This is a genomic window from Halorussus halobius (assembly GCF_004765805.1).
GTDB lineage: Archaea > Halobacteriota > Halobacteria > Halobacteriales > Haladaptataceae > Halorussus > Halorussus halobius.
Window position 1 is genome coordinate 15500 of sequence record NZ_SBIU01000004.1, and the last position, 19522, is coordinate 35021.

General features: G+C 57.2%; 9 protein-coding genes. 7 read left to right on the forward strand and 2 right to left on the reverse strand.

The annotated features are described in order from the left end of the window. The first annotated feature begins 529 nt into the window (after nt 1-529). Nucleotides 530-3163 (forward strand): AAA family ATPase, encoded by a 2634-nt coding sequence (locus tag EPL03_RS12045; RefSeq protein ID WP_135829595.1) that lies wholly within the window; start codon nt 530-532, stop codon nt 3161-3163. A 6-nt stretch (nt 3164-3169) separates the two neighbouring features. Beyond that, nucleotides 3170-4564, forward strand: coding sequence for a hypothetical protein (locus tag EPL03_RS20490; protein ID WP_135829596.1), 1395 nt, complete (start codon nt 3170-3172; stop codon nt 4562-4564). 24 nt (nt 4565-4588) lie between these two features. Here EPL03_RS20490 and EPL03_RS12055 read toward each other — a convergent pair whose 3' ends face one another. After that, a complete protein-coding gene (locus tag EPL03_RS12055) occupies nt 4589-5998 on the reverse strand; it encodes a PD-(D/E)XK nuclease family protein (RefSeq protein WP_210424988.1) in 1410 nt (469 codons plus the stop codon). Nucleotides 5999-6239: 241 nt separating this feature from the next. Between EPL03_RS12055 and EPL03_RS12060 the strand changes: the two genes are divergently transcribed. The 5 genes from EPL03_RS12060 to EPL03_RS12080 all read left to right on the forward strand — a co-directional run bounded on the left by EPL03_RS12060 (nt 6240) and on the right by EPL03_RS12080 (nt 16974). Further along, a complete protein-coding gene (locus EPL03_RS12060; RefSeq protein ID WP_135829597.1) occupies nt 6240-8198 on the forward strand; it encodes a PD-(D/E)XK nuclease family protein in 1959 nt (652 codons plus the stop codon). Next, entirely contained in the window at nt 8195-9097 is a 903-nt protein-coding gene (locus tag EPL03_RS12065) for a RecB family exonuclease (RefSeq protein WP_135829598.1), read from the forward strand. Before EPL03_RS12060 ends, EPL03_RS12065 begins: the two co-directional genes overlap by 4 nt. Beyond that, nucleotides 9094-12549, forward strand: coding sequence for an ATP-dependent helicase (locus EPL03_RS12070; RefSeq protein ID WP_135829599.1), 3456 nt, complete (start codon nt 9094-9096; stop codon nt 12547-12549). The genes EPL03_RS12065 and EPL03_RS12070 overlap by 4 nt, the downstream gene beginning before the upstream one ends. Before the next feature lie 175 nt (nt 12550-12724). Beyond that, nucleotides 12725-14116, forward strand: a complete 1392-nt coding sequence (locus EPL03_RS12075) for an ATP-binding protein (protein ID WP_135829600.1) — start codon at nt 12725-12727, stop codon at nt 14114-14116. Between the two features lie 650 nt (nt 14117-14766). Next, nucleotides 14767-16974: an Eco57I restriction-modification methylase domain-containing protein gene (locus tag EPL03_RS12080; protein ID WP_244605265.1), complete on the forward strand. Its 2208-nt coding sequence runs from the start codon at nt 14767-14769 to the stop codon at nt 16972-16974. A 67-nt stretch (nt 16975-17041) separates the two neighbouring features. On the opposite strand, the gene EPL03_RS12085 is transcribed toward EPL03_RS12080, so the two are convergent. Next, nucleotides 17042-19318 (reverse strand): phospholipase D-like domain-containing protein, encoded by a 2277-nt coding sequence (locus EPL03_RS12085; RefSeq protein ID WP_135829601.1) that lies wholly within the window; start codon nt 19316-19318, stop codon nt 17042-17044. Nucleotides 19319-19522 lie beyond the last annotated feature (204 nt).

Below are 19522 nucleotides of genomic sequence, written 5' to 3' on the forward strand. Positions count from 1 at the left end.
TTCCGGTAGGTATCGGTGCCCGGATTGTTGAACATCTTTTGTGTCACCCACACATGACATTAATAATATCTTATCTGAGATGCGCTACCTCCAGCAAATCCACTACGTCCTGGTAAATACGCCAATTACGTCCTCTTCGTGCTCTATGCCCAAGGTTACCAAGATCACGAAGAGGCCCCCTCTACATTGAAGCATACAGGGCCGCGGCATGGTTCATTGACCAACATGTTACGTGCGATGTGAGTGACGACGTCGAAGCGACCATCACGACATCTACGCTCAAGGCGTTATACAACGTCGTTGCCGAGCACCGCGGCCGCCGAACCCCAGGCCTAGAATACGCAGCGGAGGTGGTGATCATAGACTGGCATCTTGGAATTCTGCCGGTAACTCAGATGGTGAACTTGCGAACGACTGGGCCCGTTGGACGATACTTACCCCACCCACGAGAGTCCCTGTGGCCAGAATGACTCCTCGTCGTATTTTCGTTGGGGTACGTTTAAGCGAGTAGATGAGACAGTGTTGATGAATGAGTGAATCGTCTTCTGAGATTGTGTTTGATGGAATCGATGATGTTGTTGATCGGTTTGTTGAGGTGTGGGATGCTGGTGGGTATGAGGAAGATGCGGCGTCGCCTGTTGGGTGGGAAACGTGGAAATGGGATTATCAGCGGCATTTGGAAGCAGAATTCTTAGCGGACACGGAGGTGACGGAGTTATCGCAGAGTGATGTTCCGGTGCTGCTTGAAGTGCTTGATGAGCAGGTGAGTATCGACACGAAAATTCCAGCGTATATGTTAGGTGGTGGGCAGAATGGCGGTGTAGCGTGGCATGAGTTCAAAGAGGTTTCTGAAGCGGACGTCGAAGCAACTGCCGATACGCTTTCGTTTTTCTTTGATCCGACTGAAGATCTCGTAGAGCGGTTAGACCGGTTTCGGGAGTTCTACGCGGATGTGGAAGCTGGGAGTGCGCCTGGTTCGCTGCTTGGACTCGGTGGGTGTCTTCTGATGTTTGTCCATCCGGATCAGTATGTTCACTACAAGTGGACGCAGATGCGGGATTTCTTCGGTGAGTTCGCGGACTACAAGGTGAATCAAGGGTTCGATGCGCGTCAGTATCAGGAATTAAACGAGGCGTGTGCGCAACTGTTAACGCGGCTTGAAGGGCGGGTGGAGGACCCGTCGATGCTGCACGTCCAAACGATGATTTGGAGTTGGAGCGATCTTCTCGCTCCTGACGCAGTCGAACCCGATGCATTACCTGACGTCGCGGACGACATCGATTTTTATTGGGTGAATCAAACGCACGACGAAGAATTAGATGGGGAGTATCTTCGGTCAACGGATACGAAGTGGCAACGCGATCTCACAGTTTTGGATCCGGGGGATGTCGTTTTCCACTACGCGAATCAGGAGATCCGTGCGTGTTCAGTCGTTGAGGCGGAAGCGTATCAGGATGAATTCGACGGTGAACAACACTTCTTCGTCGATCTGTCGACAGACCGATTAAGTGATCCAGTGCCGCTAAACGAGATTCGTGACGGGCTGCTTGATCCGGAGGTCCGGCAGGAGAAAACCAGGTACCCATTGAATGACGCTGGGAAGGTGTTGCAGGCGTATCTTTGCCACCTCACACCGGATGCTGGTGCATTTCTTTTGGACGCAGCAGGAATAGAACCGCCGGAGCCGGAAGGGGAAACGCAGTACTTCTGGGTGAATGCTGAGGCAACTGACTGGCATCAAGAGGGCGGTGAGTCGTTTTATCAGGTGACAAATTCAGCTGGTGAAACGCGACGGAATCTGGAGGCGTATCAGGAGGCGATGCCAGGGGATCAGGTATTAATATATCAGATTGCGCCGGTGAAGGAGATTGTCGGGCGAGCGCATGTTGTGCGTGGATTACACGAGGAGGCTTCCACGTCCGGTAATTCTGAACCCGTGGAAGGCATCACGCTCCAATGGGAGAAGTCATTAGATGGAGCAAGTTGGCGGGATGTGAAGTCAGACGCGGAGTTAGATGGAAGCCGACTCGTTGAATCTGACAACAGCTTCGTCATCACGCAACTCACAGAGGGTGAGTACGACCGGATTCTGGAGTTATGCGAGATGACGCGGTTTGATGACTTCGCTTCGGAGCTTACGGTCCCGGACTCGGAGATCGCGGTTGAGCAGGAGCACTTGCATTTCCCGGAGGAGGAATGGGATCGAATTCAGTCACGGGTGGAACAAGCGTTGGCAAACGGGAATCACGTTTTGTTGTTCGGCCCACCGGGCACGGGGAAGACAAAGCTGGCACGGCAAGTGTGTGAGGCGACAGTCGGGGAAAACAAATACGAGCTCGTGACAGCGTCGGCTGATTGGTCGACGTTCGACACGGTCGGCGGGTATCAAACGACCACGCAGAACACGCTTGAATTCGGGCCGGGAGTTGTGTTGGACCGGTTCCAAGCAGATGGCGACGGGACACCAGCGAATGAGTGGTTGGTCATCGACGAACTCAACCGGGCAGATATCGACAAGGCATTCGGGTCGTTGTTCTCGGCATTGACGGGAGAGAGCGTCACGTTACCGTTCGATGACACTGCCGGGGATCCGATTGAAATCCTCGACGCGTCCCGCAGCCACGAGGAGATCGGGCAGAACCGGTTTTTCATCCCTGAGGACTGGCGGATGATGGCGACGATGAACACGCTCGACAAGACGTCGCTGTACGAGATGAGTTACGCGTTTATGCGGCGCTGGGCGTTCGTCCCCGTTGGAATTCCTGATCTGCCTGCCCGTGAGGATGGTGATGATTCTGCACTCAAATCACTTGTCGCGGACTATGTCGCAGTCTGGGCGGCAAACGGTGGAGTGCCGGAAGCAGACCAGCACTACGAGACGGTCGGGCGTATCTGGCGAGCGGTTAATGAACAGCGAGCCATCGGGCCAGCCATCGTTGAAGACATTTATGAACACGTTGCAGCCGCTCCCTCAACGGAGACTGCGGATTATGTTTCGCCGATCATTATGTACGTGTTTCCGCAGTTGGAAGGGCTGCGGCGAAACGAGTTAGAGCAGCTGATCGGGGCGCTTGACGAGATTGTTGACGACGAGACTGGTGAGTTGTGGACAGTCGCACGTGATTTCTTCCAGATTGACCTGCAGCCGGGTGGGGGAGAGTAACTGAAAATGGCGAAGACGACTGAAGAGGCGTTGTTGGGAGAGATTGCCGACGATTTTCAGACGTATCTCCGGAAAGGCGTTCGATTCGATCGAGTCATCGGGTCGGCGCACGCGGACCTGGATATCGACGACATCGAAACGCTGCTTCGGATTCACTTCGTCTTGACCGATGCTGAAGACGACAGCTCGGAAGTCGGTGTCCTGGATTTTATGCGGCAGTTGGAAGATCGGATTCGGCAGATGAAGACGACAACCGCTCCGGAGTCGTTCCAGTACCGTGGTGAGATCCGCGGACAGATCGACTGGCAGGGAACGGTGAAGACACGGGCACGCGCTGGTCGGCTGGATGAGCCGCTGTTTGTGTGTACGCAGCCTGAAGAGCACTATAACATCGACGAGAATCTCGTGCTGAAACGGTTACTGACGATTATTCACGAGATCGTTACGGATGACCTTGCGTACGCGCTGGACAACTCGGAGGGGTATGACTGGCTGAACGAATGGGTGATGCCGCACACAGGTGGGAGTGGTCGGGGTGTAGAGTCAGCATCGGAGATGCTTGACCGGATTTACGAGCAGAACATCTACCTGCAGCGGATCAACGTCGCTGATACCGATATCACAGACAGGACCATCGAGTCAGTCAAGCGCTCGCGCTCGCAGTTCTATCAGGATGCAGCGGTCTTGCTGGATCGGTATCGGCAGTTGATGAACCACGAGTTGGACAGCACCGAAGCGCGCGATATATTGAATCACACACTCATTGCGCCAGCGAACACGGACACGCTGTTCGAACTGTACTGGGTGTTCCGCGTACTTGATTCGTACGAGGGCGTGGAGTATCGGGTGTTGACTGACAGTCGAGATAGTCCGTCGACGATCGCTACGTGGGAGCAGGACGGGTCACGATTCGTCTTGTCTCACGATGCGACTGGTCAAGGGCTTTCATTCAGCGAATCAATCGGCTCTGAAGATATCGAGCCTGGCGGGTACTTGTACCGTATGAACGAGGTGCTCTCCCGGTGGCAAACGATCTCTGAGGATCTGCTTGGGCGTGGCGGCAGTGATTCACTGTGGGGCGGCCGTCCTGATATCGTCCTGGAACGATACCGAGAGACAGAGGCTGGTGGGACGGAACTTGAACAAGTGTTCCTTGGTGAAGTGAAGTACACGCAGAATACCGACTATGTCGCAACCGGGCTCCGAGAACTACTGGAGTACATGGCGTTTGTCAAACAGTCGGGGACTGACGAGTACGTTGAATCCGCAGAAGACCTACTGGAGTCAGTCGATGTCAAGGGGCTGCTGTTCGTCGACGAATTAGCGCGCGAAACACCCGCTAACCGCGACGAAGACGTGAAAATCATTCAGTATCCGGAGTCACCAGGAGCGGTGTTGTAAGCCTGCACGACACGAGCTTCGAACTCAGTTTTGTTGGGGGCTCATTGTGATCTGGGTGTCGTAGACCTCCGCGACGGCGTCAGTGTAGATGTCGTCGAGGAGAGCGATTAGTTTGGGGTTGTCAACAACGAGGTCAGTGAATCCTTCTTCGAGTGCCGCGATATAGGCCGCCAAAAAGTCATCATACTTGTCGGGGGCGATATCGTACTCTGCTGAGATCATATTGCGTTTGTTTCCGGTGAGGCTGGCAGTATCCGGCAGTGTGGCTTCGATAGCATCGGTTTGCGCATCGAAGTGGTCAGAAACAGCATCGATGAAGGATTGATCGTTGGCCCCCATGTTTCGGAAATACAGTGTGAGCGTGTTGTCTCGGAGGGCTTGCTCACGGTCGTTTTCGAGGCGGTGGTGGAATCCGATTCTGGCATCGTTCCGATTGTCGGGTCGCTCGTGGAGCACGTCTGAGAGGTCATCGGTGTGTCGCCACCAGCCGTGTTTGAAGATCATCCCCCAATCGGAACTCGTTGAGCGGAACCACCAGTCCCCGACAGCGTCGTTCGGACACTCGAATAATACGTGGTAGTCGCTCTCCGAGCGGATCGATCCGTGATCGGCGGTGACGAGACGGTCAGAAAGGCGAGAGGGCCAGTTATGAGAGAACGTCTCCCACTGGTTCTCGAATGTGGCCGTTACGTCAGCGATGGCCTCGTAGTGGTCGAGATACAGTTCGATCTTCTCGTCAACGTTGTCGGTGGGGTCTGACATACCTGTGATGGATCGAATATCGTCAGCGAATTCGTGAAGTTGTACGACTGTTCGTTGTGGGTACCGTGGTGCGTTATCGACAATAAAGTCGGTCAGGACGGTTTCGACGAAGGCTGTCCACGTCCAGTTACTGAATTCTGGATCGTTCGCGTCTGGTCGGTCCCCTTGATGTAGATAGAGATAGTACGCGCCAGACTCGTAGTCGTCCTTCGGAACACCGTCGATGTGCGTAACGTCCTGTCGATAGAACTCCGTTTGCGTGTCCTCAGCAGAGAATTTGAGTTCGACCAGAAGGAACCATTCGTTCGGGACTTGAATTGCCAGGTCGACGAATCCTGACGATACTGTTTCTCCGTCGGCCTGCTCAGTGAGCCGTACTTGATCGTCGACAACGACGTCTGAGAGATCGTGGATATCCTCCTCGAACCCACACGTGTCGGGTAGGCCATTGAGAAATACGCGGAGAAATTCCGAGTTCATCCGGTGTGGCTGCTCCTGGTCGAGGAAATATGCGAAGAGGCGGTTGATGTACACCTCGGCCTTCCGTTGTGTTCCTAACGAGTACTCGATCACATCCATCAGTGACCGAGGTGTCTCGGGAACCGCGGTGAGTTGCTCCCATCGGCGTGTGAACGTCTTCAACTCCCGCCGCAAGTCATCTGTCTCAGTCATACCATCATCTCCGGACAACTCAACGCGGAGGTATAGACGCTTTGCCAACAAACTGCCCGACCAGATGGAGAGAACTAGCGGAAGTAGGGGTACTCTTATGACAGAATCAACCAACGTTTCTAATTATCCGAGGTTCGATTCCGTGTCACTATCATCTGTTTACCAGCAGTTCACCGGAACGTTAGTTACAGTACCGTTCGGGGGCGAAAACGTCGAACGGACAGCGCGAAACGAATACCGGATGCTTCTCAACGAGCACGATTCTGAGGATGTGCTCGTCATCACCGGTGCGCCGACGAGCGCAGACACGTTCCGTGAAGCGTTAGGTGAGGAACTGCCGGGCGCGGCGACGCCGTACGTGACGTCGTCGGTGGTGCACGCGACCGATGTCCTCAACCAGACCGATGACCGCGTCATTCTCTCCGACGCCCTACGGCGGGAACTCCTGTACCGGTTCCTCGCAGACTACGAGTGGGAAACGGAGTACCTCCAACGGGCGTCTGCGCAACCGTCGTTCATAGAGGACGTGGATGCCGTGATGGGCACGATCTCCTGGCAGACGGTCACGCCTGACGATACTCCAGAACTCCGTGACATCACGGCTGCGCTCGACGCGTTCCACGAGTGGCTCGCCGATCACGGGCACATGGAACGCGGGCAACTCATCTCGGAAGCGCTCGATGTCCTCACCGGGGATGCCCGCGACGAGGTCGTTGATTTCGACGCGGTGCTCGCGGTCGAGTTTGAAGAGTTCTTCCCGCTTGATCGCGCGTATCTCGACGCGCTCGCGGGAGACTGCGAGCTTGTCTGTGTCGCCGAAGAGAACGCGAGTGTGCGCCGGACGTGGGTCGAGACAGGGCCAGTCACGGACTACGTCTCGTTCAGCGAGTCCCGACTCGGGGCATCGGGGACGCCGTCGACGCGACCAGCTGCGACGGCAGCTTATTTCGCCGACGAAACGGTCCCGGAAGATCCGGAAAACGGGTCGGTGTCCGTCCTCGCTACAGACTCCAGCGACGAACAACTCGCTGAGATTGCGAACGAGATTGAAGAGCTCGTCGTGCAGCCGGACTGGGGGTACGACGACATCGCTGTCGCCACGAAGCAAAGTGGTAGTGCTGTGACGGACATTATCGAAGCGTTCGAAGGCACCGGGATTCCGACGGAATCGACAACTGTCACGGGGTTCGGTGACGACCCCGCGATTCGGGAACTCCTGGCGGCCGTTCGGCATCTCGCTGACGAGGAAGATGATGTTCCCGAGCACGGTCCAGAGCTCGACACGGACCGCTTAGACCGTGTCAGCGAGACGGAGAGCCTCGAAGACGCGATTCGCTGGTGGGCAACGGACTCCGGGTTAAAAGAGCGGATCGCGGAGCGGGCGGCCCCGTTGGATGCACGGGCGCAGTTCGGGAACGTCCGGCGGGCGTTCCGCATGGCCGAGTTCCTCGAAGAGACCGAGTTCGTGGATGCGACGTGGGAGTCGTTCAAGGAGATGCTGGAACGCGCTCACGAGTACGCACCGCAGCAGAATCAGACGAGTGCGACGGATCTCAACGGCGGCGTCCGCGTCGATCACTTGCAAGCGATCAAGAACGAGTCGTTCCGCGCGGTGTTCCTCGTGAATCTCGTCGACAGCGAGTACCCCGGCGACCCGTTCCTAACACGGTTGTTCCCGAGCGAGCGAGTCGCGTCGATGCCAGACTACCCTGGCGTAACGGAACTGGATGGAGCGGACGTGGATGCGACGTTCCCGACGACGTCGACAGCGTCAGGACGACCGTTCGCGCAGTACCACACGGAGCACGCGCGGCGACGGCTGGCTGTCGGTGCTGGCGCGGCGACAGAGCGGCTCTACTGTTGTCTCTACGAGTACGAAGACACGGCGCTCGAAGAGCGTACGCAGGCATCGCGGTTCCTCACAGCAGCGTATGCTGATCTTCCGTGGGTGACCGAGGCCGATGAGCCACACATTACGAGTGAGAAAGCGGCGGAGCAGTACCTGCTGTCGCGGGTCGACGACGCGCTCGCGGAGGTGCGCCGCGCGAACAGTCAGGACGTGGCGGTGTCGCTTGACGAGGTCGAAGCGGAACTCGGTGAGATTCAGGACCTGCTCGAACAAAGCGGCTCCCGAGGAGACGAGCTCCGAGAAGCGTTGCGTGCACGTGTCGAATTCGCTAACGGGGAGGTGCGGCGATGAGTTCGTCGCTCTCCCCGTCGCGGTTAGCGAACTACGCGACGTGTCCGCGGCTGTACGACTACCGCTACGCGCAAGACGTGAACGCGCCGGACCGTACAGAACTGTATCTCAACCAAGGAACGATCTACCACGAGACTATCGAGGACGTGTGTGATGCGACTGACCGCGATGACGACCCGGAGACGATACACAACCGGGCGATGCAGGTCTTCGATGCAAAATGGGACGAACACAGTACCCCGGACGACTACGAATCCGCTGCGCATCAGGAATACCAGCGAGCTGAGAACCGCGCTGCCATCGCGTCATTCTTCGATCCGGACGGCGGTGACGGGATCGAGCACGCTCGCTACTCGGTCGCCACGGAATGTTGGGTGGAGTGCGAAGTGGATGGTCGAGAACTCCACGGGAAAGCTGACAACGTCGTCCGGACTGATGACGGGCTGCACATTTTCGACTACAAGCGGAACACGGACGGGGTTCTTTCGTCGGGGACGGCCGAGTACCTTGGCGACCATTTCGACGGAGAAGCCCACGAACCGAAGCGAGTCCGGAACGCGTTCCAAACGGCGACATACGTCGAAGGCGTGAAGAACGAACCGTTCTACGAGGACGGGATGGAGGTTCGATTCAGTTTCTACGGGATCCTCAACAGCACGTCGTTCGAGAGCACCCCGAACGGATACGACGTGTCCGCGCGTGGCTGGCCTCGGGAAACCACGGAAATCTACGAGAACCACTACGACACGATCTGGGCGCTCATCCGGGATGCCCACGATGGCATCACGGGTGAGACGTACGAGCCGGAACCGCTCGACCTTATTACTGAGGAGGCGTGCCCGGACTGCGACTATCGAGAGATGTGTGCTGACCGACTGTCCACGGAGGTGCAACGATGAGCGACGAGTCCGAGTACCCGTCTTGGTTCCCGGTGCCGGAAGAAGACGTGTCCCCAGAGCCGCAACAGCGGACAATCATCAACTCCGATGCGTACCCGATGCGTGTGCTCGCAGGAGCAGGAACGGGCAAGACGTTCACGATGGTGCGGAAGATCGAGCACCTCATCGACGAGGAAGACGTTTCGCCAGACCGGATTCTCGCGTTGACGTTCACGAACAACGCGGCGGACTCGATGCGGGAGAAGCTTAACGCGAAACTCGGGACAGCGGGGTACGACATCGACGCGTACACGTACCACTCGATCTGTAACGAGATTCTCACTGACTACGCCTACGAAGCCGGGATCGACCCGGACTTCGAGGTCGCCACGGACGCCGAGAAGTACGCTATTGTGCTGGATGTTCTGGACGACATCGAGTACCGGTCGGTCAAACCCAACGTGTACGGCAGCGACGGGTACGCGTCCGGAGCTGCGTCGAAGCTGCTCAGCTTTATCGGGTCGATGAAGCGCAGCGGCATCTCGCCAGACGACATCGACGCGTTCCTCGGGCCCGCCGACCGCGTCTACGATCTCGCCGACCTGCCGGAACGCATCGAAACGATTGCCAGCGATCATCTCGGCGGCCGGTCCGTGTCGAGCGTGCTGGATTCACTCCCCGATGTGCGCGATGAGCTCGCCGCGGAACGCGATGCATTGGGTACGGACGGGATCGAAGCCAGTGCTCGGGATTTCCTCGACCGGCTCGTCGATTTGTGTGATGCGCTTGAAACCGCGTTCGAGGCCCACCAGAATGGCGAGCGTGATCTGCCAGACAACGCGTATAAACTCCCGAAGTACCTGTTTGGAGGGTACGCAAGCGGTGCTCCGAAAGGGATCCCGGACGATTTGGATCTTGAACTCACGGACCACCTCGACTCGTTCGTTTCCGACTGTCTTGCTGCCCGAGATCTCACTGCCGGGTACGCTGCGTACGAGCGAGAACTGGACGAGCGCAATCTCATTGACTTCGACGGCCTGGTGGTCGAGACGGCTGCGCTGATGGACTCGCCGGTTGGTGAGGAAATCGCCGAGCGCTGGGACTACGTATTCTGCGACGAGTTCCAAGACACGGATCGCCTTCAGTTCGACCTCGTCACGTCACTCGTCACCGACGATAATCTGTTCGTCGTCGGGGACGACGATCAGGCGATCTACGAATGGCGCGGCGCGAACGTCGCTAATATCACCGACGAACTGGACCAAGCGTTTGCGGCGCTCACGGACGAACCGCTGGAGGAGAACTTCCGTTCCCGTCAGCCGATTCTCAACCTAGCGAACGAGGCGATTCAGAAACTCGACCACCGTGAACAGCACAAGACGCTCACTCGCGTCGATGAACCCGCATACGACGGAGATACCGTCGTTACCGTCGAACTACCGGACGAAGACGACGACTCGGACGGTGCAGCCCAACTTCGTACTGTCGTACAGAATTTACTGACCGGTGTAGCAGACAACCTCGATGAGACGTACGATCCAGGCGACATCGCGTTACTCGTTCGGAAGCACGCCCACGCGACACCTGTCATCGAGGAATTCGAAGATGCTGGCATCCCGTACCAGGTTGCTGGCGATCTGGCCACGGAATCAGTCGGCGTCGGAACCGTCACTGCCTACCTGAAGGCGCTGGCCCGACCGGAAGACGAGGTGAGTTGGAATCGCGTCCTCCTGATGCGGTACCGGCTCTGCGATGCGGATCTCCGTACGCTCAACGTGGGCGACGACCCGCTCGTGGACACGCTCCGCGAGACTCCGCTCAACGAGTTCGCGGAACCCGACCGCGTCGCAGAAGCCCGCGAACACGTCACAGAGCTCCTCGCCATCCGTGATTCGGCGTCGCTCAGTCACCTGTACCGCGAACTCATGGACATCACGAACATCGAGTGGTACCTCAGCGAACAGGAGCGCCGGGATCTTGCCCAGCTGGAGGACGTCATCGAACAGTACGGGGACAGTGCTGTCCAACCACCGCTCACCCCGGAGTTCATCGACTCGCTGGAACACTACGACTCCCTGTTCGACGAGAGTGGCACCACACCCACGAGTCAGCCGGACGTCGCTGACGACGCGGTCAACGTGATGACCATCCACAAAAGCAAGGGCCTGGACTTCCCGGTTGTCCTCATCCCGCAAATCACGGCTGATGAATGGGCCCCGAGCTCACGTACGTACGACGCGCTCGAAACCAGCCTCTCGGATGGTGCGGAAGCAGCGTTCGCGCAGGACTTCGTCGAGCGGGATGCTCGTGAGACCCGTCGCGTGTTCCACGTCGGGATCACGCGTGCCGAGGACATCCTTGTCCTGCAGGGTGGCAGCGAGGAAGGAGACGATGCTGCGGACGAGGATTCGGTTTCGGAAGTGGTCGGCGAGATTCTCCCATCTCGAATCACTTGGCAGCCAGAGCGAGGACATCTCCCGCTCTGGACCGATGTCCAAGAGTGTCTCCCGGACGACGCAGTAGACTGGACGAACACGCTGGCCAGCGAGACTGTCGGAAATATCGGCGGTACCGTCAGGCACGATGGGGAAGAGCTAGCGGTTAAGATTGCGCGCGATCGCGTGCTAAACCTGGCAACGGCCACCCTCGACGGGAATCTCTCACCGAGAGCCGAGCGGGAGATACTCCGGGTTACGTCGCTGACTGGCCCGTCGACACCGTCGCCGTCGCTTTCCCACAGCTACACGTCACTGGCGGCCTACGAGGAATGCCCGCGAAGTCACTACTTGGACTACGTAGTCAACGCATTTCCCGATTACCAGGAAACCACAAGTGACGCCGGGGGTGGCGTGTCGCAACGTACAATCGGGTTGTTGTTCCACGACACCGCTGAGCAAGCTGCGAATCAAGACGTGGAACGCCGTGAGGAATGGTACGAGATTTGCGGACGACTTGCCAGTCAGCGCCGCGCTGAGGACGCGCTCCCGGCGGCAAAACAGTGCATCGACCGGTATTTCGAGTTAGATCTTCCCAGCTACGAGGTCATTGACGCGGAGCGAGAGTTCGAACTCAATATCGATGGGCACGAACTCGTCGGCTATATTGACGCCGTCTACCGGACGCCTGACGACGAACTGGTCGTCATCGACTACAAGGCAACCGAACGCCACCGCGACCTACAGGACGACAAACAACTCCCAATCTACCTGTTAGCGTGCCGTGACCTGTACGATGAGCCTGTCGCACGTGCGGGATACGCCTATGTCGGAGACATCGGTCCAAAAGTCGAATCCCGAGCGTTCAGCGACGGTGACCTGGCGGCGGTCAGGGACGACGTGACGGCGTCGATGAACCGCATTGCTGAGTTCTCGTTCGGTCGGTACACTGCTGGTGAGCACTGTCAGTGGTGTCAACACAACCAACTAGCCTGCGCGCCAGATTCGTTCACTGTCGGTCCAGGATTTGAGGAGTGACCAGTCGGAACCGCGCGATTGAACTGACGGCCGGTATTCCCGTCTCTTCAGCCCTGTTTCGCTTGGATCTTTCACCAGGCTTGGTTCGGTACTTTGTTCGCAGTCCGAGCAACTCTCGGTTGGGCCCGGTTGACCGAATGTTTAAGTCATTATCGTAGTAATCATTACCCAGAGTATGACCTTCTACGACCGGGAGGCGGAACTCGATACCCTCACCGACGCGGTGGAGTCCCCAGGTGCGGACTTCATCGTTGTTTACGGGCGACGTCGAGTTGGGAAGACGGAACTCCTCAAAGAGTTCTGCGCCAATCGTCCCCACATTTATTTCCTCGCTGCGCAGGAGGCCGAACATCGACAGCGAGAGAAGTTCCTCGACCAAATCGCAGACCACTTCGACGAGCGCGTCCCGAGAATCGACGGGTGGGACGAGGCGTTCGAGTACCTCGGGGAGCAACTCCAGCGTGAGGATCTTATCGTCGTCATTGACGAGTTCCCGTATCTCGTCGAAGAGAACGACTCGCTCCCATCGTACGTGCAAGGGTTCGTCGACCAGGAACTCGATGGGACGGATTCGATGCTCGTACTCTGTGGGTCGAGCGTGAGTACGATGGAGTCAGAGATCCTGGGACACGAGAGCCCACTCTACGGGCGACGAACGGCGCAACTTGACGTGACGCCGTTTTCGTTTCACCAGGCCCGAGAAGTCATCTCGTACGACATCCAGGATACGATTCGGTCGTATGCCGTCACGGGTGGTACCCCGATGTATCTCACACTGTTCGACTACTCGCAGTCGCTCGCGGCGAATATTCAGTCGCACGTACTGTCACCGTCTGCGGTGCTGTATAACGAACCCGAGTTCCTCCTGCGAACTGAACTTCGAAACCCAGCTCGGTACATGAGCATCCTCGAAGCAGTCGCACTGGGCCATACGACGCCGAACGAAATCTCCGGCGCAACAGGGATCGATTCGGGACCGCTCTCGAAGTATCTCCAGACACTTCGCCGACTACGGCTCATCGAACGAAATGTTCCAGTCACGGCCTCGGGGAAGAAATCCAAGCGGTCGCGGTACCAGGTTGCCGATGAGTTCCTTCGGTTCTGGTTTCGGTACGTCGAGCCGAATCGATCCAGTATCGAGGAAGCACCAGAGATCGTGTACGACGGGACGATTGAGCCGGACCTCCCAACGCACGTCGCAACCACGTTCGAGGACGTGTGTCAAGAAACCGTCTGGGAAGGGATTCGACGCGGGACATTCGACCCGTACTCGGAAGTCGGTCGCTGGTGGTACGCCGAGGAAGAGATCGATATCGTCGGGCTGGCACCGAACGACGACCGAGTCCTCCTTGCCGAATGTAAGTGGACGACTGAGCCAGTTGGGGAAAGCCTCGTCGAGAGCCTGCGAGCGAAGGCGGAGCACGTCCGATGGGGACCGCCGGATCGAGACGAGCAATTCGCCCTGTTCTCGAAAAACGGATTCGTCGACGGCCTCGAAGCACAACTCGATAACTCGTGGTCCTTGTTCACCGTATCGGACATCGATGACCTACTCACACCGTCTTGAGCACTCTGACACCAACCCTAGAGAACGTCAAACAAGCAGAACGAACCGCTGACGAAGGACGCGACATCCTCATGGACGAAGTCGTTGATGGACCTCGATGGGACACGACGTAGTTCGCTGTTCACGACTGTTTTCGAAAGTGCGGGTCGAGAGCTGTTTGCCATTTCTTTGTTCAGCGATTCAGCGTCGTCGGTCGTACGTATTCGTGTGGCACTCTGCTGACGAGGTTCGGAGTTCGACGAAAACTCTAAAAATCCCGTTGGTCGTCGGGTGATCAATCTGAGAGTGACTTTCGGATTGTTTCTGTCTTGTCGACGGAAGGTCCTCGCGCGGTGCTGGGATTACAAAAATTTCGTCGACAGATCCTCGCAGATCGGTTCGCGCGCGCGGTAGTCTGGGCTCTATTTTGCCACTGACTCTCGGCGTTCTGATCATGCAATTGTTATTATCGGCGGTATAGTCGTGCTGTCAGTAGGATGTCTACGCTGTGAATGCGAATTTGGCTTCTAACGGCCTGTAGCGTTGAAACCTCGGACTCAGCGGACGAGGCTTTATATAGGGGTGGTTCATGATGGCAGGCTACCCCGATGTTGAATGAAACGAACCTTCGACGCTGCCGGACTGAAACCTCGGTAGATCCGGAATTAGCCGTGACTGAGCCGGACATAGCAAATGTATCGCCGATAACTCCGACTGCGCCAGATCCCCTGTGGATAAACAAGGATCACGGGATACCCGAGTTCAGCCGGTCAGTTGACACCGACCACCTCGCCGAGATCATCACAACGGTAGCTGATCGACTCGCACCAGCTCTCGCTGAGATCCCAGACTCACTCCACGAACGAGTCGATACGTGGTGTCTGTCTCACGGATACAATGATGCGACTACCAGTACCAGGAGACGCCTCGTCGCCCGCCAGGCCGTCCTCAACCGGTTGCTAAAGGCCACCGTGTATGAGTGGCATCATCGACGTGGTGAGTTGCCGGAGTTCCCTGCCGATACGTGGGAGATAACACAAAGTGTTGCAGAGGTTGGGGCGAATCCAGGTTTCGGAGAGTGCGTGTTGGATTACTTTCTTCTCCATGTCGATGAATCGGAGATGGAGGTCATCGACGAGAATCGAGATCGGTTGCTTGCGTCCACGCAACCCGCGGAAGACATCGGTCGCCTCTACGAGGCAGTAATTCCGAAAAAATACCGACAATCGCTCAGTCAGTTCAGGACACCACCTGACATCGGTCAGTTGATGCGGTTATGGGCAGGGGAAAGCGACAACACCGTCGTCGATCCTGGGATGGGCGCTGGCGTCCTATCGAGCCCGCTTCATCCGGACTGGCGATTGAGTACCGATTCAGCACGCGTAATCGGGATTGATCAGAGCCAGCTCGCCCTCCTTATGGGAAGCACTGCGCTGACCTTGTACGGGCAACCACACGAACTGCTTGAAACAGATTTCCTCAATATCCCACCTTCGGATCTGCAGCAAGATCTGGATGGGATCGTCTGTAACCCACCGTACACGAAGGGAGATTCACTCCCGGATTGGTACAAAGAACGGATTAACACGCAACTGGAGAAGACCACAGGACTCGAAATCAGTGCTCGGTCACCGCTCTATGCCTACTTTATATACCACTCACGCGCTTTCCTGTCGCCGAGCGATCGTGCGGCCTTCATCACCCCGCAAAGCTTCCTCAGCAACCGATACGGAGAGTCACTCAAACAGTTCCTCCTCGACAACTACGCAATCAAAGCCTTCGTACAATTCAACCCGGAGAGCTACTGTGTCTTCGATAACGCCGACACGACCGCTCTGCTCACGTTCTTAGAAGCGAAGCCGGATAGTGAGACAGGTGGCGAGACCCGCTTCATTCGTGTTGACGAGAAGATCGAGTCGAAGACGATCCGTGACGCAGTCGAGAACGGCGAACCGGGGGAAACTGAGTGGGGAATCATCAACCGTGTCCCACAATCCGAACTTTGCCCTGAGAAGAACTGGCAGGCCCTGTTCGACCCTGTCGAGATCGATACGAGTCACCTCCCGACTCTTGGGACACTCCTCACCATCCACCGCGGGCCAACAACAGGCGAAGTCAATCTCTTCTGCTTGTCACAGCAGGAAGTCGATGAGAACAATCTCGACGAACGCCACCTGTCGCGGATCGTCCGTAAGCCGAGTCAGATAGATGGATACGACTATCAGGAAGCCGACTGGAAGGAAGCACGCGAGAAGGGAGAAGAAGTCTGGCTCCTAGACCCAGACCGGATACCCGAAGTGCCGAATACGATTGCGGAGTTCAAACAGGAGGTCTCGAAAGCGGCAAGAAGGGAAGCGCGTGAGGGATCCGTCATTAGGGATGGGTACTCGGAAGTGCGAGAGTATCTTCGAGAGGGTGTAATTGAGTACGGGCTTAGTGACACGAGCACGTTCTCGAACCGTCCGTACTGGTACCGACCTCGACGAAAAGACCCAACTCGCGTCCTTGTTCAAAATGCGAGCCGGGATCAGTTCAAGTTCATCCTGAACGAAACAGATATTCGACACACGAGCGCTTGCTACGGCTTCTACGACATCACGCTTTCTGAGACCGAACTGAAAGCGTTACTGGCGTACCTCAATAGCCACGTCTTCGAAGAGGTTGTTCGTGAGTACAAGCAAACGCGGGATGGGGGGTTCGACAAAATCGAGCCGGATCAATTGGAACAGGTTCCGGCGATTGATCCACCGAAGATGAGCGGTGAAACGGTGAATACGCTGGCTGGCCTGTTCGACGAACTGCGGCAGACAACACGAAAGAACGACGACTGCAACCCAGTACTGGATCGTATCAATGTAGTTCTTCAGCAAGAACTCTGACTTGACCAAGAACAGGGCTGGTACTTTCGAGTAACAATCTCTGTGATGTCGCTAACTGAGAGGTCAGTTACCTACCAAGCAATCGCGCGATGAAGCCAGTTGATTCACTATCGTTCCCGTTGTCTTCTGGACCTCTATTCTGCTGAGAAATCTCAGATCCTGTTTCAGCAGCACCATTCAGTAGCTCATCAACCGAGTACCCGATCCACTCAGCGAATTCCTCTGGCGCGCCGATGTAGACACTAGTAGAAGACTTCTCGGACATGAACCGCTTGGGGAGACGCTTCTCGTAGTCGTACACCTCGTATTCTTCGCGGTCGAAGTCGGCCGTGATGGCGTTCGGTTCTGGTTCGAACGTGACACGGCCGCCTTGGATGTCCCGCTGCCACTTCAACCGCCCCGTGTCGTACGTCTTCTCGGCCGGCTCGTCAGCGGGGAAGTACTCGGGTTGCTCTCGACCGGCTTCGTCGTAGAATTCGCGGACAATACGGCGGACGTCTTCGATAGTGCCGTTCCCGTCGGTCCACGGTTGTTCGGTAAGCATTCGGCGAGCCACGTAACTGAAGATCGGGTTCTGCCGTTCCAGTACGCTTGACAGGTCTTGTTGCGCTTCGCGGAAGCCCGGGTCTTCCGGGTTGGAGGGGAAGGAGACGTCCATGCTCAGGATCTTCATTCGGTTCCGGAACTCGGATTTCGGGAGCGCGTCGTTGGTCGTGAAGATAAGGCACGGCTGATCGACGCTGGTGGGCGTCCAGTCCCCCCAGTAGTTTCGGATCGGGCTCCACCGCTGGATCTTCTCTTTCTCCGCGTCGATGATGGCGTACGGGAAGCACGTGTCCCACTCGCGGACGCCGCGGACTTCCTTGACGCCGACGTCGTCTGCGTCTACCCCGGAGATGACCGTGTTGTCGGAGACGAGTCGCAGGATGTACTCGGTGAGTTTGTCCTTCCCCGCGTCGCTCTTCCCTTCGATATAGAGGTGCTGCAGGACGTTGTCCAGCGTCCGTGACGGTGACGACAGTGCCTCGGCGTACTGGTTGGCGAACGGGGCCCAGAACCCGTAGAGGAACGCCTCGTACATCTGCGCCATCACTGCGGTCTCGGATTGCGTGTGACCGTGGTTCTGGACGGTCTCGATGTAGTCTTCGATGGTTTTGAGGCAATGATCCAGAACTTCGGAGGTCGGCTCGTCAGTGGCGACGAGAATCATTTCATCGTCCTCACCGATCACAACCTGCTCGGCCTCTGGAAGGACGGACATCGTCGGGATGGACGTCGATTCCTTGACCTGGTTGTTGTACGCGCTCAGCGGCGCGGTGATGCTGTGGTCCTCAACGGTCGCGCCACGGTCGCGGAGCCCGGCCCCGAACTCGTCTGCAGTGTCTTTGTCCACCTTGCTGGTTCCCATCCGTATCTTCTCGTCGGGCGCACGAACCCGCGGCCGGTCGAGTCCATCCGTCAACCCCGTCTCGTGATCTGACTCAACGAGTCCGATATCCGGAGACTCGTCCTCGTCCGGAGCATTGGGTGAGTCGTCCTCGTCCGAGGAGTCCTCTGGTTCGATGACGTTGCGGTCGGCGTTCTCGGGGTCTTCGACAAACGCGACTGTCTCCTCGGCCTCCTCAGGGTCGTCAACGACGGCGGTAACCTGATCAGCGACGTCTTTCAGGTCCTCGACGGCGTCCTGATTCAGGGCAGCAGTGTCGCTCACGTCAAGGTCACCCGCACCAACCCAGTACTCGATACGGTTCTCCCGCTCTTCCGCTGAATCGGCCTCCTCCAGTGCTTCGACAAGCCCTTCGAGGAGTGTCTGGTCGCTGTACCCGTCACGGTACTCGTCGATGAACCGCTCGAACTCCTCGTCCAGTTCGGTCCCGACATCGGTCGTAATGACGGAGATCTGGTTCGTGTGGTACTCCCAAGAGTTCCGTGAGAGGTTCGCTGACCCTTGGACGAGCTTCACCGTGTCGTCCGGCATCACGATTCGGTAAATCTTCGAGTGGACTGTCTTCCGGTTCTTCAATCGAATCGTGAGTCGGTCGTCCTGTCGCAGTCGCACGAGCGACCTCGCTGTCGATACTTCGCTCACCTGGTCAGCGTAGTCTTCGGCGTTCCCGATGAGTACGTCCAGTGAACCAATGTCGTACTCGGTCAGCATCTTCACCATCAGATCGGGCGTTTCCGCGTACGTCACGGCATCCACGTGACGAGCGCCTGCGAACAGATCAAGAAAGTCAGCGCGCTCTTTCACCATCGCCAGACGGTATTCTGCAGCACCGGAGCCGTAGAATTCCGGCATATCTGCGAATCGGTCGAACGAGATATTCGCTGTCAGTTCGTCCATACACACGGCAGCAGTCTGAAACGAATAAAACCGTGCCGCAGGGCGGTAGTAGAATATACGTAGCCGACACTTGGTGACACTTCGACAGCGATGAACGAGACGGACATATTCCCCCGCCCGGAGACGAGGAAATCCCACGGCACTACACCGCTGGATTGGATTGTTAATACGTAGGTTGGTTCTGGTCGCGTTCCGTCCATGATC